10 protein-coding genes and 3 pseudogenes are annotated in these 13,424 nt (G+C 57.9%); 3 read left to right on the top strand and 10 right to left on the bottom strand.

Annotated features, from left to right (window positions below; all coding sequences use genetic code 11):
• Positions 1–63: 63 nt before the first annotated feature.
• Both ACM5SV_RS13455 and ACM5SV_RS13450 read right to left on the bottom strand, forming a co-directional pair.
• Positions 64–1,254, bottom strand: coding sequence for an NADH-quinone oxidoreductase subunit D (locus tag ACM5SV_RS13455; RefSeq protein WP_003555391.1), 1,191 nt, complete (start codon positions 1,252–1,254; stop codon positions 64–66).
• Between the two features lie 26 nt (positions 1,255–1,280).
• Complete coding sequence (locus ACM5SV_RS13450; protein ID WP_003555392.1) at positions 1,281–1,898, bottom strand: NADH-quinone oxidoreductase subunit C; 618 nt, start codon at positions 1,896–1,898, stop codon at positions 1,281–1,283.
• 256 nt (positions 1,899–2,154) lie between these two features.
• Here ACM5SV_RS13450 and ACM5SV_RS13445 point away from each other — a divergent pair.
• Together ACM5SV_RS13445 and ACM5SV_RS13440 are read left to right on the top strand one after the other, a co-directional pair.
• Positions 2,155–2,280 (top strand): annotated as a pseudogene (locus ACM5SV_RS13445) (damage-inducible mutagenesis protein); the annotation flags it as partial.
• 84 nt (positions 2,281–2,364) lie between these two features.
• A pseudogene (locus ACM5SV_RS13440) lies at positions 2,365–2,717 on the top strand (DNA polymerase Y family protein); the annotation flags it as partial.
• A 670-nt stretch (positions 2,718–3,387) separates the two neighbouring features.
• On the opposite strand, the gene ACM5SV_RS13435 reads toward ACM5SV_RS13440, so the two are convergent.
• The 6 genes from ACM5SV_RS13435 to ACM5SV_RS13410 form a co-directional block, all read right to left on the bottom strand.
• On the bottom strand, positions 3,388–5,187 hold the full coding sequence (locus ACM5SV_RS13435) for a hypothetical protein (RefSeq protein WP_419425303.1): 1,800 nt from the start codon (positions 5,185–5,187) through the stop codon (positions 3,388–3,390).
• Complete coding sequence (locus ACM5SV_RS13430; protein WP_003555396.1) at positions 5,184–6,743, bottom strand: hypothetical protein; 1,560 nt, start codon at positions 6,741–6,743, stop codon at positions 5,184–5,186. Before ACM5SV_RS13430 ends, ACM5SV_RS13435 begins: the two co-directional genes overlap by 4 nt.
• A gap of 103 nt (positions 6,744–6,846) precedes the next feature.
• Complete coding sequence (locus ACM5SV_RS13425) at positions 6,847–7,596, bottom strand: SDR family oxidoreductase (RefSeq protein WP_222017500.1); 750 nt, start codon at positions 7,594–7,596, stop codon at positions 6,847–6,849.
• Positions 7,593–8,915 carry an FAD-binding oxidoreductase gene (locus tag ACM5SV_RS13420; protein WP_003555400.1) on the bottom strand — a complete coding sequence of 441 codons (1,323 nt, stop codon included), beginning with the start codon at positions 8,913–8,915 and terminating at the stop codon, positions 7,593–7,595. Before ACM5SV_RS13420 ends, ACM5SV_RS13425 begins: the two co-directional genes overlap by 4 nt.
• 7 nt (positions 8,916–8,922) lie before the next feature.
• Complete coding sequence (locus tag ACM5SV_RS13415; protein WP_003555401.1) at positions 8,923–9,354, bottom strand: GtrA family protein; 432 nt, start codon at positions 9,352–9,354, stop codon at positions 8,923–8,925.
• A gap of 10 nt (positions 9,355–9,364) precedes the next feature.
• Complete coding sequence (locus ACM5SV_RS13410; protein ID WP_003555402.1) at positions 9,365–10,819, bottom strand: UbiA family prenyltransferase; 1,455 nt, start codon at positions 10,817–10,819, stop codon at positions 9,365–9,367.
• 374 nt (positions 10,820–11,193) lie between these two features.
• On the opposite strand from ACM5SV_RS13410, the gene ACM5SV_RS13405 reads away from it, so the two are divergent.
• Positions 11,194–11,397, top strand: coding sequence for a hypothetical protein (locus ACM5SV_RS13405; RefSeq protein WP_003555403.1), 204 nt, complete (start codon positions 11,194–11,196; stop codon positions 11,395–11,397).
• Between the two features lie 152 nt (positions 11,398–11,549).
• Here ACM5SV_RS13405 and ACM5SV_RS13400 read toward each other — a convergent pair whose 3' ends face one another.
• Both ACM5SV_RS13400 and ACM5SV_RS13395 read right to left on the bottom strand, forming a co-directional pair.
• On the bottom strand, positions 11,550–12,023 hold the full coding sequence (locus ACM5SV_RS13400) for a hypothetical protein (RefSeq protein ID WP_419425302.1): 474 nt from the start codon (positions 12,021–12,023) through the stop codon (positions 11,550–11,552).
• A 339-nt stretch (positions 12,024–12,362) separates the two neighbouring features.
• A pseudogene (locus tag ACM5SV_RS13395) lies at positions 12,363–13,164 on the bottom strand (mechanosensitive ion channel family protein); the annotation flags it as partial.
• Positions 13,165–13,424 lie beyond the last annotated feature (260 nt).

Here is a 13,424-nt window from a genome sequence, read left to right as displayed (position 1 = left end):
AGCCTGGTTCGTAGATGTACATCGCAGACGCGCGCCGCGGCTGACAGCGTTGCCGCTCGTTAATCAGCGATCGACTTCGCCGAAGACGATGTCGAGGGAGCCGAGAACGGCGGAGACGTCGGCAAGCTGATGGCCGCGGCACATGAAATCCATTGCCTGCAGATGGGTAAAACCGGGTGCCCTGATCTTGCAGCGATATGGCGCATTCGTGCCATCGGCGACAAGATAGACGCCGAATTCACCTTTCGGCGCCTCCACGGCCGCATAGGCCTCCCCCTTCGGCACTCGGAAACCTTCGGTGTAGAGCTTGAAGTGGTGGATGAGCGCCTCCATCGACCGCTTCATCTCGCCGCGCTTAGGAGGCACGACCTTGCCGTCGTTCGAGTTCACGGGGCCGGTGGACGCGCTTCCGAGCAGCAGGTCTGCGCACTGGCTCATGATCCGCACCGATTCCCGCATTTCCTGCATACGGATGAGATAACGGTCGTAGCAATCTCCGTTCTTGCCGATCGGAATATCGAATTCGAGGTCGGAATAGCACTCGTATGGATTGGCTCGTCGAAGATCCCACGCAGCCCCCGAACCCCGGATCAGCACACCGGAAAAGCCCCAGGCCCAGGCATCTTCAAGTGAAATGAGGCCGACGTCCACGTTGCGCTGCTTGAAGATCCGGTTGTCGGTGAGAAGGCCGCCGATATCTTCAATAACCTGGGGAAATTTCCGGCACCATTCGCCAATGTCTGCAACCAACTTCGGCGGGAGATCCTGATGAACCCCGCCCGGCCTGAAATAGGCGGCATGCATGCGAGAGCCGGAGGCGCGCTCATAAAAGACCATCAACTTCTCACGCTCTTCGAAACCCCAAAGGGGCGGCGTCAACGCCCCAACGTCCATCGCTTGAGTGGTGACATTCAGCAGATGAGAGAGAATGCGGCTGATCTCGGCGTAGAGCACGCGGATTAGCTGCGCGCGATAAGGCACCTCAAGGCCGAGCATCTTTTCGATCGCTAAGCAATATGCGTGCTCCTGGCTCATCGGCGCGACATAATCAAGCCGGTCAAAATAGGGCAGCGCCTGAAGATATGTCTTCTTCTCGATGAGCTTCTCGGTGCCGCGATGTAGAAGACCAATATGGGGGTCGATGCGCTCCACGATCTCCCCGTTGAGTTCCAGTACCAGCCGCAATACGCCGTGTGCGGCGGGATGCTGCGGGCCGAAATTGAGGTGGAAGTTTCGTACATCGTGCTCTGCCACTTGGTATTCTCCCTGGATCACCGCCTTTACTGCTTGGATGGGTCGGCAGCTGATTTCTCGTCGCCTGGGAGGACGTAATCGGTTCCTTCCCACGGGGAGAGGAAATCGAAGTGCCGATATTCCTGCTTGAGTTCCACCGGCTCATAAATCACGCGTTTCGCAGCGTCGTCGTAACGAACTTCGACGAATCCGGTCAGCGGGAAATCCTTGCGCAGCGGGTGTCCTTCGAAGCCGTAATCCGTCAGAATTCGGCGCAGGTCCGGATGGCCGGTGAAGAGGATCCCGTACATGTCCCAAGCCTCGCGCTCATACCAGTCCGCGCACGGAAAGAGCTCGCAGGCCGATGGCACCGCTGATTCTTCGTCGGTCTCGAGCTTAACCCGAAGCCTCAGGTTTTGCGTCGGAGATAGCAGATGATAGACAACATCGAAACGCTCGGCCCGGCCCGGCCAGTCGACGCCACAGATGTCGAGTAGGCAGACGAAGCGGCAGTTTTCATCGTTCCTCAGGAAACCGAGCAGCTCGATGATGTGCTCCCGGCCGGTGTGTAGCGTAAGTTCTCCCAGCTTGAACTGATGGTCCGAGATTGCCTGCGGCACCTTGTTGACAAGGTATGATGCGAGTTCGGGAAGATTTCCGCTCAAAGGTGGCTCCATGCGCGCGTTGAAGGCAGTCGAACCCACAAGCGCCCGTTGGGTTCCCGCTTCGGCGAGAATTCGGTGGCGGCGGGTTCGTCTTACGTCGAGGGCGCCGCACCTCGGCTGGCCGTCAGCAGAGGGTAGGGTAGCTATTGCTGGACTTATGAGACCTCGCGATGGCCGGAAATAGAGGGCCGACATTGATCGCTGGCAGTCAAGGTTGGCTTGGCTCTGACTACTGAACAAGAGCATCATGAGGTCGGCGGACCGAACCGGCACCATGGTGCTTGCCGTGCGACGCTGGCGACGGCAGGCGGAGGCTGCTGATGTCGCGCAGCCGACGGCGTCGACCACGCGGTGGCGGGTGAGTGTCATGCTTTCGGGGGAGCGGTCGATGGGATCGTCATGGACACAGAGGGTGCCGATCACCTGCAGGGCGGCGAATTCGCCATGGTGGCGAAGATCGCCATGTGTCGGCCGGCTGGTCCTGCAACTGATCGAAGAGCTGCAGAGGCGCGGCCTTGGCGTCCGCCGAGCACCTGATTTCGAAGAGGTCGACGGTACGCGGCCGGCGATCCGTCCAGCACGGTGAAGCCAGTGCGCGATGTCGTGTGGCTGACGAAGCTGTTTTGTGGAGAAGATCGAGCCCGGGATCGGGATCGGAAGCTGACCCTGTTCGCGGCGATGACCGAGCCGCTGGAGGAGCGCCAGGGATCGTCATCGCTGGTCGAGGAGGATGTCACCGACGTTACGCCGCTGATCGATATTTACGGCAGCCGAAGCCAGCTTGTGTATCGGGTGATACGACGGCTTCATGAAATTCCCTCTTGTTTGATTCTGCAGCTCGCAAACTTCGGAGCGAATTGTTTCATCGGACCTGTCTAAACCACACGCGCAAGCAGCCGCCAGTGGCAGAAATCACCAAAGCTGGTGGCTAGAAGCCCAAACGTCCGCTTGCGCCCTAAACAGCTACACGCCGGAGAAACTCCGGTCTCGGGCTGGGCGCAGATGCGATGGGGCGTCTTTGATGTCGGCAAGTATGCCGCGCTTCTTTAGGAACCGGCGAAAATTGTCTGCGACAGCCTGAGCCGGAAGTTGGCCGCTTGCTGCCTTCCTGCATGCGTCCAACATCACCTCGCAGACGATGTCGCGGTTGTTTTGCGGCCATTCGTCCAGGAGATCAAGACGTCGTCGAGACCATTGATCTCCTGTATGAAACGCTTCCGCTGCGCGTAAATCGGGCGGCCGCCGCGAGGGCAATGGATAGGGCAGCCGTTGGCGGCGAATCATTACCATGCAGATGATGCCAGGCGGCAAACGGTGTGGAGCTGACGAAGGAGATTCGCTCGCGCCGCAAGGATCTACCAAGACCAACGGTTATCCGGAGGCGGCGAAACAGGCGGCGGAGAACGAGAGCATCAAGATCCCGCGGAAGCCCAACTGTCGGGACTCGCGGATCGCTTCGGCGAACTAGGACTGTGTGTCCTTTCACCAGTCATTTGTATGGGAGCGCAGAGACGCCGATTGCGCGCCATCTTTCGGCCTCGCTGCGGGCGCTGTGGAGGCCGGGTGCTCTGGGCGTATCCGAATAGAATGCCGTCATGAGCATTGAAGAAGTGTCGAGCCATATCCGTTGCTCCTGAACAGGCAAGAGCAATAAGATTCTCCCAGTCATCCGGCGGCCTGACCGCTGCTGAGCGCGCAAGGCCATGCGCTGTCCAGTGTTCCTGCGGTAGATGCGCCAATTCGTTGTTTCCCGCACTTTGTCGTAATGGCGGGCGATATAGTGAGCAAAAATGTCGCGCATGCCATTCGCCGTCCAGATTTCGATGGGCCACTTGGGATCGAGGATCAGGTCGACGTGTGCGAACATCTCCTCCGCGGGTGGATGGTATTCGGGACCGAGCGTCCGTCCCCAGTGATACCAGACGCTGTCGCCAATAGGCGGCGGAAGCGCCAAGCCGGCCGAGAAGGGATTGACGAAGTCCAATACGGCGACAGTCGCTTGGCGAGCGCCCAACTGGGACAGCACGTCCGACGCCTCAGCCAGAGTGCGATTATACTGCACAAAGTAGTCGTACTGACCAATACTCCATGTCTCGACGAGCCGAATTCTCGAGAATTCCGGCAGCGGCATAGGCTCGCCCTGCCCGGCGATGGCGTAACGGGCATGAATGGCGACAGCCGAGGCATTGCTTATCGCCGCTGGCACAAGCAGAAATGCCAGCAGAAGCGATAGGACGAGGCGAGCCTTCCGGTGCAGTCGGGAAAGCTCGCCATTCAAAAGAGATTGAGTGATGACAGCAGCGCTCGGCCCCAGCGTCAGGATGCCCGCGCGTTGAAAGTTTTGTTCAATCAGCAGCACACCGGTTAAGACGCAAAAACCGATAAAAAAAAGACGGCGGTAGCTTGGTGCGAGGACAAGAAGGATGCCGGCGGCAATCGCGTAGACAGTGAGGTCAGCGAAATTGTTCAGGAAAACGTACCCCAGAGCGCCGAGGGCCGGCAGCCCGCCACTATTCTCGCCCGCAAGGCGCAGATCGGCGAGGTAATTGAGGCTGCCGCGCCAGAAAAGTTCGATGGCAATGACGCTTATCGCGATCATCCCGAACGCCAGCGCCGTCCAGCCGATTTGACGTCGGTCGGTTGCCAGGAAGACCAGAAATGCGAGCTCTACAACGCTATAGGTGATCTTCGTGTAGAGCATGAACAATACGAGGAAGCTTGCACAGGCGGCATCCACGGCCTTGCTCCCAGCGCTGGTTAGGCGGGGCAGGTACATGACCAAAAGAAGACCGAGCGAAGACCAGCCCAGCCGATTGTAGAACATCGCAAATGTGAGATCGCCGATCCGTTCTCCAGGATTGGCAGGAGCCGCGACGAGCAAAAGCAGAAAAGCTGCCAACGGCAAACCGAGCGCCTTGTGCATGCGGCTGCCGAGGATCGCCGCGGCAACGGCCGCGAACAGGAGGGTGACTATGGCCATTCCCACTGGCATCGCACCGCCCATACTTCCCGAAAGGCCATAGCCGACAGCGGGAATATAGAAGGTGAGCGCTCCAAGCGACGTATGGAAATCCACGTTCGGAACTTGTCCCGACCAGATGCGATGCGCACCATCGAGAAAAACAAACAGATCGTTGACGTATTTGGAGGTGATCGTCTGGCTGGGCAGAGCGAGAAGAGCTGAAAGCACCAGAGCAAATGGGACGATGGCGGTCCACCAGACGGTTTGGCGGCCCGCCCGTGGCGATGCGCCTTCCTGCTCCGGCATCGACCTCACTGCCTGGGTCATCGCGCCTCGCTTTCCAACGCGGTCTGTGGTCGCTGGTAAATCGTCCATTCCGGCGTTTTCTGCACCATGTCGTAATTCTTCGAAATGAAGGGGCCATACAGCTCCTGCAAAGGCAGGCTATTGATGCCAGTCTTCGGCACCATCACAATCTTCACGTCGGCGAACAGTGCTTCTGGTGGGATGTAAGCCTTCTCATTGATGTTGCGGTTCCAGTGGAACCACGCAGTGTCACCTGTGGGAGGACGTATCCCGAGACCCGCTGAAAAGGGGTTGACGAAATCGAGCACGAACACCCGTTCGAGCGGAATCGGCAGGGCCTGAAGTAGGGCCCCCCCACTTTCGATACTATCGAGGTAGCGCTGTATGAAATCAGGCTCGCCACCGGGCGGGTCGATTTCCCGGACGTCCTCAAAAAGCGGAGGGCCAAGGGGCTTGCCCACATTCTCCGCCGCAAGAGCCGTGTGGAGAGCGATCGCCTCTCCATGATGGACGATGGGCGGCAACAGAAAGAAGATCAGAAGCAGCGGTAGTGCAGCGGCAAGACGAGCAGGCTTCTCCATTTGCGCGCTTGGATCGACAGATTGAAAGCGCCGTGCCTTTTCCACGACGACGGCCGCTCCGCAATAGAGGGTGATGATACCCCAGCTGTGGGCGTTCTGGTTGATGATTGCCAATCCGGCACCCACGCAGAAGCCACTGTAGAGGAGGTCTCGAAGGCTGCGGATGTGCCAGAAGGCAACCAGCGCAAACACCGTGAAAACCACCAGATCCGACAGATTCTCACGGACATTTTTCAGTATGCTGCGAACGTCGTGATCACCGCTGACCCGTGCGGCGGCCCGCAGATCCTCTATATGATGAAGCGTGCCGCGCCAGAAGAACTCGATTACGATCATTGCCAGTACGGTCAGGAGCAGACTGAGCAGGATCCAGGAACGTTGCTGCCGGTCCAACAACAAGAAGATCAAAAAGGCCACGCCGCAGAGTCCGTAGGTTGCTTTCGTGTAGAATTGGACAAGTAGAAGAAAAGCCGTCGCGAGAATGTCTGCAACGTCGTTGCGCGCGGCGTCGGATCTCGGCTTCAGGTACAAAACCAGGATGAGCCCGAGAGCGACCCAGCCGATGCGATTGTAGAACATCGCGAAAGAAAGAAGCCGGACCGGACTTCCGAGATTGATAGGGACAGCGAGAATAAGAATCAGGAATATGCCCAAGGCGATGGCTAACGGCGAGCTGAGGCGCGAAAGAAGGACACGGATCATCGCAGGCATGAACGCGACGATCAGGAGCGCCATTCCTATCGGTATCGCGGCGCCGAAATTTCCGGACAGGAAGTAGCCAAGGGCAGGGATATAGAAGACCAATGGTCCGAGCGCCGTGTGAAAATCACGGTTTGGCACCTGCCCAACAGCAATACGATGCGCTCCATCAATGAATACCAAAACGTCGTTGATGAAAGCGGTGTTAATGGTCCGTCCAGGAAGGGCAAGCATCGCGGAACAAATAACCGCGACCACCAGGAGCGCAACTTGTGCGGAAAAAAGGCGGCGCTTCATCTAGACCCCATCCTTCCCGGGTGCAGGTCTCGATCCGCATCGAAGCGCGGAAAAAACCGACAAGACGGACAGCGCAATCTACCTCTTGTTCCGCCGGCTTCGATCACAGCCGCAACCTTTTGAAGATCGGTTCCGGGACGCCTCGGATTATCGCCATGAGTGGATACCAAATCCGTCTGACATAGACGACGTCCCCTCCCTTGCTGCCATCGGCAACGGCGAAAATCCTTTGAGCGACCTCTGCAGGCTCGGCCGTAAGCATTGGTGGAAGCTTCATTCCATCAGTCATCCCCGTTCGGACAAAACCGGGTTTAATGGTGAGGACGCGTACCCCGGCTGTGAATAGTCTGTTCCTGAGACCGGACAAGAACGCCGTTAGGCCAGCTTTCGCGGCGCCATACACATAGTTTGATCCTCTCCCGCGGTCGCCGGCGACCGAACTTATGCCGACGATGGTGCCGGACCCACGCGCGGCAAACCGGCTTGCCAGGAGGCCGAGCATCAAAGCCGGTCCTTCGAAATTCGTCCGCATCACCAGAGCGGCGTGTTCGAGTTCCCTTTCGGCGCGGGCCTGCTCGCCGAGTTCGCCGACGACACAAATGGCCGTGTCAGGCAATGGCGACACGGTGCTCAGGAACTCTTCGAAGCGGCCGGTATCAAGAATATCCAGTTCATGGGCTGCGACGGAGGCGCCGGTGCGCGTGACGATGTCATCGGCCTCGCGTTGAACAAGCTCACGCCTGCGTCCGACCAAATGAACGTCCCAGCCCGCCTCGGCATAGACCAGGGCAGTCGCACGACCAATATCCGACGTCGCGCCAATCAGGAGCAATGTCTTGCCGATGGCTTTCATATTCCAAGCCTTTTTCCCAGCTGGGAACTAAAGTGTCGGTCAGCCCCCGTTGTTCGTCGCACCTCCTTGAACGCCTGCAGTTGGGGGTAACCGGCTTCGAATGTGTGGCGGGATTGCCTCGCATCCTTGGCGAGATAGAGCCGTCCTCCCGCCGCGACAACCAGCTTGTCAATTTCGTCTAACAGCTGGAACACGTCGGGCGCGACCGGCAGGTCGAGCGCGAGGGTATACCCTGGCGCCGGAAATGACAGAAGGCCTGCGCCACCCCTCAGCCTTTTCAGAACGGCCAGGAACGAGGCTTTCCCAGAACGAGCGAAACGATCGAGCATACTGCTCAGAACCGCAAGTGCGTTTTCGTCAGGCACCACGCATTGATGCTGCAGAAAGCCGCGCTTGCCGTAGAGGCGATTCCATTCGAGCAGACCATCAAGCGGGAAGAAGTAGCTGTTCCAGTCGACCAACGAGGCTCGGCCTGCTTTGCGGGCACCCGCCTGATAGTAAAGTTCGTTGAATGCAGAAACACTCGCTTTGTTGAGCGCCCAACCAGGCAGATCGACCGGCAGTGAAAAACGGGCTGCCTTGATGTGAGGCAATAGCGCTGCCTTTGGCATTTGAGCGATGTCGTTCGCGATGGCGTGCTCTCCGACAAAGATCAGCGAGCGGCCGAGCGAAGCGCCCCGCGAAAGGCAATCGACCCAGGCGACGGAATAGGCCGCGTCATCTGTCTGCTTCAAGGCTTTCAGCGTATCGCCAAGGTTTTCTGTCACGACTTGGTTTTGGACAATCCACCCGGTAGTGATGGGCCTCAGCGTAAAAGTAGCTTCAGCGATGATGCCCGTCAGGCCCATACCACCGACCGTTGCGAAAAAAAGCTCGGAATTCTGGGTTCTGCTGCAGGTAAGGATCTCGCCACCGGCAACAACCAGCTTGATTTCGCTAAGGTGCTCTCCAAAGCCACCGTCGCGATGATGGTTCTTCCCGTGCACATCGGATGCGATCATTCCTCCAACCGTGACGAACTTCGTTCCTGGCACCACTGGGGGGAAATAGCCCCGGGGGATGAACGACCTGAGAATCTCTGACAGCATGACGCCACCTTCGACGGTCAGGGAGGCAGTCACCTGATCGAAGCTTTTCATCCGGTTCAATCCGCCGCAGGTCAAAGTGAGATGCTCACCGACAGCGGCATCTCCATACGAGCGGCCGTTGCCGCGAGCAATCAGACCCGCGCGCGATGACACCAGTCCAGGCAGCGTCTCCGGCAGCCTGCAATCAATCACTTCACTTTTATGGCGTGGATAACGTCCCCATCCCTCCATCGGTCTGTCACGCCCCCTCCAACTTGAAAACGAATTTTCGGTCCAGCGCGAATTTTGAGACGTAACCGATCGCCAGACCGATCGCGCCGCCGGCATACTTCGCAACATCCGTTCTCCACACTATCCAGAAGACGATTTCGAATCCCCAGAATATGATTGTCGTCACGACGCTGAACAGGCCGTAAAGGACGATCTTGAGCAATTCGTCGCCGTGCGATTCGTATCGGTCAAAGAAGATCCACCTTTTGTCGAGGAAGTACTTAAGCCCGAATCCAGCCGCAGTGCCCGCGAGCATTGACGGCGCGAGGCTTTGCGACGGGTAGATCTTCACGACAGCCGCCTGAATCGCAAAATTTGCCAAAGTCGAGACGATCGCGAACACGACATAGCGAACTGCGATCCGGGGCGGGATTCCTTCACCCCCATAGTGGGAACGCATCTCGGTCACCTCACAGTGCGGCGACAACAAAGGCGCTGGCAACGCCCAGAGTCGCAAGACTCACCTTGTCTTTGATCGCAAATACGACCGGATCGTCATGCATCAGTCCCCTATGGGCCAGCAACAGGATGCGGGCAATCCAACAAGCCAGGATTGGTCCAGCCAGCCATAAAATCCCTGGCCGAGTGTAGAGATCCTGCACGCTGTCGCTTGCAGCGTAGAGCGCATACAATGTGAGCGCGTTCATACCGGCCCCGGCCGCCAACGCGCCGACCATGCCGATGTCACCATTCTTGTAGTCGCGGCTCTTGGAGTCGGGTAGGTTCGCGGCTCGGCGCGAAATGAGCTCCGTGTAACGCTTGACGAGTGCAAGCGATAGGAACCAGCTCATCATGAAGGCGAGCAGCCAAGGAGAAGGCCAAACAGAGATCGCCGCCGACCCTCCTACCACGCGTGCGGTGTAAAGAGCGGCAAGGGTCACGACATCCAGGATCATCTTCCGCTTCAGAACGAACGAATAGGCGGTGGTCAACGCAAAGTATCCGGCGAGCACCAAAATGAAGGCGGGTGTAATCGTCAGGGCGACCATAAACGACAGCAGAAGGAGAACGGGGATTGCCATGAGCGCGTGTGAGAGCGGGATCTCGCCACAAGCGAGCGGCCTGCGGCATTTGCTGCGATGTCCGCGGTCGTCCTGAAGGTCGACCAGGTCGTTCAGCACATAGACGCTCGACGCGCAAAGCGAGAAGGCGATCAAAGCCAGAGCGGCATTGGCGAGACTATGGACGTCGAAGAGCTGATTTGTCAGCAACGGGATAAAGACGAGCCCGTTCTTGACGTATTGATGCGCCCGCAGCAACCGCGCCCAAGTCCGCCAGGTCGGTCTGTCGTGCGCAAGATGTTCGACATTGTCGCATTGGCGCGACAATCGCCGAGCAACCCTGGCGGACGACCGAATTGCGTACGCTTTTCCGGCATGACGCCATACAGGCAGATCTGCCGCGTCGTTGCCGACATAGTCGAAGCCGCCATCGCTAAAGGCCGCGACGAGCTTTTCCGCCTTCAACTCGGCGGCGCAGTTTGTCATCTCGTCGGTTGCAAACCAGCCGTTGAAGACACCTAAATGGTCGGAAATGCGCGAGACAAGGCGCTCGTGAGTCGCGGATGCGAGATAGACCTGACGTCCCTCATGCCGCGCCGTATGGATCAAGTTCAGAACTTCGGGATCAAAGGGCAGGATAGCCGGATCGAAATCCGCCGGTGTGGAAAGACGGTGCTTGAGGCATGCCTTTCCCCTGCACGTTGCCAGGACAAGGTCAACGATGGAAAAGGGGCGGCGCCTGAGTTCAGAAAAGGCGGTCTCGATCAGAAGGTCGGATCGAACCAAGGTGCCATCGAGGTCGATGACCAGCGGCCGCGACGAATCCGAACTTTGCGGTGTCGAAGAGCCACCCACCGATGACATCGTTCGACGAGGCAAAATCCACTCGTTCTCCTGGCCCGTCGGCAGAGAATCTCTTCGAAGTTCAAACTCCTGGCGCAATTCGCTCAAAGGATTTCCCTTTTTTACCTTGGCTCGGTGGAAATCGCCGAACAACGGCCACGCCGCTTAGTTCCATGGCGTCCCAAAAGAGGCGTCGTGACGGCTTGCACGACGTTCCCGCACCTCCACTTTCCAGCAGGCAGCGGATATTCCTGGATGATCAATAATCAAGCGAGCACCTGCTCGTTGCCATGTCACGAGCAGGTTGCGCTGAGCGACGTACTCTACCGGACGGAGTTTCGACGGCGGGAACAAAACGGTCATGTACCGGTTTTGTGCCCCATACAAAGGACCGGATGATCGAAGCGATGAACTTGGCACTTGTTTTTGGGACATTGACACTGACCTGCTGGATGATTGGCGGGGCTATTGCAGTCTTCGGAAATGCGGAGCAATGCCATCCCCACCGTCAGCAGATCAGCGAGTTCGTCACGCTCGGCTTGAACATCCTTGGACTCCTCTGCGCAATCATGATGGGAGCCGTTCTGGTCGCGCAGTAGTGACGATACGGTTGAGCGGCTTTTAATTGCCAGAGGCTCCGCTTGGCGTAAGATCTTTGCCTACCCTTTTGTCAAGCTTGGGGCTCATGTCAGTGGGATGGCCTGCGCCGTCTTTGAAACTGCGCGGCTTCGGCAATCCTACACCTAGCTTGTCAGGTGTAAATCCAGCTCGCGATCGCAACTGCCAGCGCAACAAGAGCCAGTGTGGCGATGAAGATGCGCAGAGGGTTAGAGCGCGTCGTCTGGGGTGTGGTCTCTGCACTCCCCGGTTCACGCATGGCGACATCGTAGTCGCGCTGGCGATCGGCCGCTCCCCTGCTCTGGGTATGAAGCGCCGTTTCGATTTCTTCGTGGCTCATCGGCTGACCGGCGGCCTCAGCATCTGTTTCGAGGGGTGCGGCTGCGGGGTCAAATCCCGACCTGATGTCTCCACTGTCTCCTGATTGGATTCGACCGCGCACCTCGGCAGCGGTCTTGCCATCTTTCTTGGTCATCGCGGTCCTCCGAGTTGGCTTGATGTTGATGCCGCCCGTCACCCCCCACTCAATCTCCGGATCGAGATCGAGCCCCGCGGTGACGATGAGGCCGACAATGATGCCAGCGGCCACATAGGATGACAGCTGCATTTGGGTGAACCTTCTCGATTGTCGGCCCTACTCCTACTCCTGGTAACCCTTCAAAAGAAGGCATATGCCTGCAGATGCCGCTAACAATAAAGGTCGGCAAAGGTTCCAAGGGCGGCTCCTCGATCCGGTAGGCTGCAACAGTCGAGTGCGCCTCCGAGCGCTTGAGAACGACTTATCAACGCTCTCGGACGCGCTGACGACGGAACGCCGATGCTCCACGGGCACGGGCGCTTCGCAACTGGCACGGTTGACGCAAGGCATCGAGGTTCGGAAGTTAAGGGCGCGCCAGGACGCGACGAAGCGATGACAAGTACTCGTCACAATGATCTCCCACTTGATAGGAATCCCTTTTTCAGCGAACCCGTCTTTCAAGCTGTCGATGACGTCGTACCGGGTATCCGTCCACTCGCTGGTCGAAGTCCAGTACTCGATCTTGAGCGTCGTCTTGTCGGCCGTCAGGTCATCGGAAAGAACGCGAGGCGAGGGATTTTGTTTGACGCGATGATCGGCTGAGACGATATCGAGGATGATTTTTTTGACAGACCCTACATCGACATCATTGCCGATGGCGATGGAAAGCTCCTGTAGCCGGTCCGGTTCGCGGCTGTGATTGAGGATCGGCGTGTTCCAGAGGTTCGAATTCGGAGCCATCAAGTATAGTCCGTTCGCCGTTCTCAGTTCAGTCGCAAACAAGCCAACTTCAACCATTTTGCCCTTGACGCTGGACGTCTCGATGTATTCCCCAGTCCGAAACGGCCGAAGCACCAAAAGCATGATGCCGGCGGCGATATTCTGCAATGTTCCTTGCAAAGCAAGTCCGATTGCCAGGCCGGCTGCACCCAGGGCTGCGACAATCGATGCGGTCTGAACGCCAAACTGTCCAAGGACCATGACGAAGACCAGGACCAACAGACCATAGTGCAACACATTTTCGAAGAAGCGAGCAAGCATCTCGTCAATGCCGTGGATCCGGGACAAGCCCTTGTAGGCCCACCTGCTGACGAAGCTCGACAAAATCCACCCCCCCCACGAGGAGAACAACGGCCCCGGCGAGCGAAAGGCCGTAATGAACTGCTAAGGTGCCGATTTGAGCAAGAGCAGTCGGGGTTTTGAGAATGGCATCAGTCGTTTGGTTTTCCATGCTGTTTCGACACTCGGATGAATTACAGTTGGGTTCCGCAGCGACGATCGTCACAAGCGAAGCGAGCGAGATGTCTGAAGGAATGACGGCAGGTGCGTCCTCGGCAAGAACCGTCGTCTTGTTGGTCAGCTCGGCCTCGAGAATCTGATAGAAATCGTGCTCTTCGGCGTTATCACGGTCTTCGATCTTTGCTCCCCATTTTCCTCACCCGTTTCGAGAACTTCTGAACTGGGGTTCACTGCTTTCGGAAGATGTCCTTT

It is taken from the genome of Rhizobium sp. CRRU65 (assembly GCF_048551595.1).
GTDB lineage: Bacteria > Pseudomonadota > Alphaproteobacteria > Rhizobiales > Rhizobiaceae > Rhizobium > Rhizobium leguminosarum_J.
The sequence above is the reverse complement of the archived record's forward strand: the minus strand, read 5'-3'. Positions and strand labels throughout refer to the sequence as shown.

What these genes read in the sequence shown, in the direction of transcription:
- ACM5SV_RS13430 (WP_003555396.1), bottom strand. Translation starts at nt 6,743, where the DNA reads ATGAAGCGCCGCCTTTTTTCCGCACAAGTTGCGCTCCTGGTGGTCGCG.
- ACM5SV_RS13400 (WP_419425302.1), bottom strand. Translation starts at nt 12,023, where the DNA reads ATGCAGCTGTCATCCTATGTGGCCGCTGGCATCATTGTCGGCCTCATC.
- ACM5SV_RS13420 (WP_003555400.1), bottom strand. Translation starts at nt 8,915, where the DNA reads ATGGAGGGATGGGGACGTTATCCACGCCATAAAAGTGAAGTGATTGAT.
- ACM5SV_RS13425 (WP_222017500.1), bottom strand. Translation starts at nt 7,596, where the DNA reads ATGAAAGCCATCGGCAAGACATTGCTCCTGATTGGCGCGACGTCGGAT.
- ACM5SV_RS13410 (WP_003555402.1), bottom strand. Translation starts at nt 10,819, where the DNA reads ATGTCATCGGTGGGTGGCTCTTCGACACCGCAAAGTTCGGATTCGTCG.
- ACM5SV_RS13435 (WP_419425303.1), bottom strand. Translation starts at nt 5,187, where the DNA reads ATGACCCAGGCAGTGAGGTCGATGCCGGAGCAGGAAGGCGCATCGCCA.
- ACM5SV_RS13415 (WP_003555401.1), bottom strand. Translation starts at nt 9,354, where the DNA reads ATGCGTTCCCACTATGGGGGTGAAGGAATCCCGCCCCGGATCGCAGTT.
- ACM5SV_RS13405 (WP_003555403.1), top strand. Translation starts at nt 11,194, where the DNA reads ATGATCGAAGCGATGAACTTGGCACTTGTTTTTGGGACATTGACACTG.